The sequence below is a fragment of the Bacillus cereus group sp. BfR-BA-01383 genome (assembly GCF_022663495.1).
Lineage (GTDB): Bacteria > Bacillota > Bacilli > Bacillales > Bacillaceae_G > Bacillus_A > Bacillus_A cereus_AU.
The window spans coordinates 1-379 of the sequence record NZ_JAKUFP010000118.1; the positions used below are offsets into that span (position 1 = coordinate 1).

The window sequence follows — 379 nt, forward strand, 5'->3', positions numbered from 1 at the left end:
ATATTTGCTTCGACTACAATTTGAAGTGTTCTTTCTGCTAATACAACTGGAATTTTAACTATTGGATTGTTTGTAAGAACAGGCTGTGCTGGAGTATCACTGAATGGAGTTTGTGTTTCTGATTTAACCTTACAATCTTTATGATGATCATCAGAATAATAGTCTTCTTGGTTATTCAATTAAAAAAACCTCCGTTTATTTTTTATTTACAAGTATCTGCTTTAATATGATATTTAATATATCTATTTGTGTGAGGGCCTGTATAATAGTTATTTTTCTCATTTTGAGATATAACAAGCTAAATTAGATTAATAAAATTAATGTTTTTTGTATTAGATTTTACTTAGTATGTGTTTTCGTTAAAATTTTGGTAGGTTTT

Annotated in this window: 1 pseudogene; it reads right to left on the bottom strand. The window is 26.6% G+C overall.

Annotation, left to right across the window (positions count from 1 at the left end):
* Nucleotides 1-179, bottom strand: a pseudogene (locus tag MR065_RS27190) (CsxC family protein); the annotation flags it as partial.
* Nucleotides 180-379: the final 200 nt, after the last annotated feature.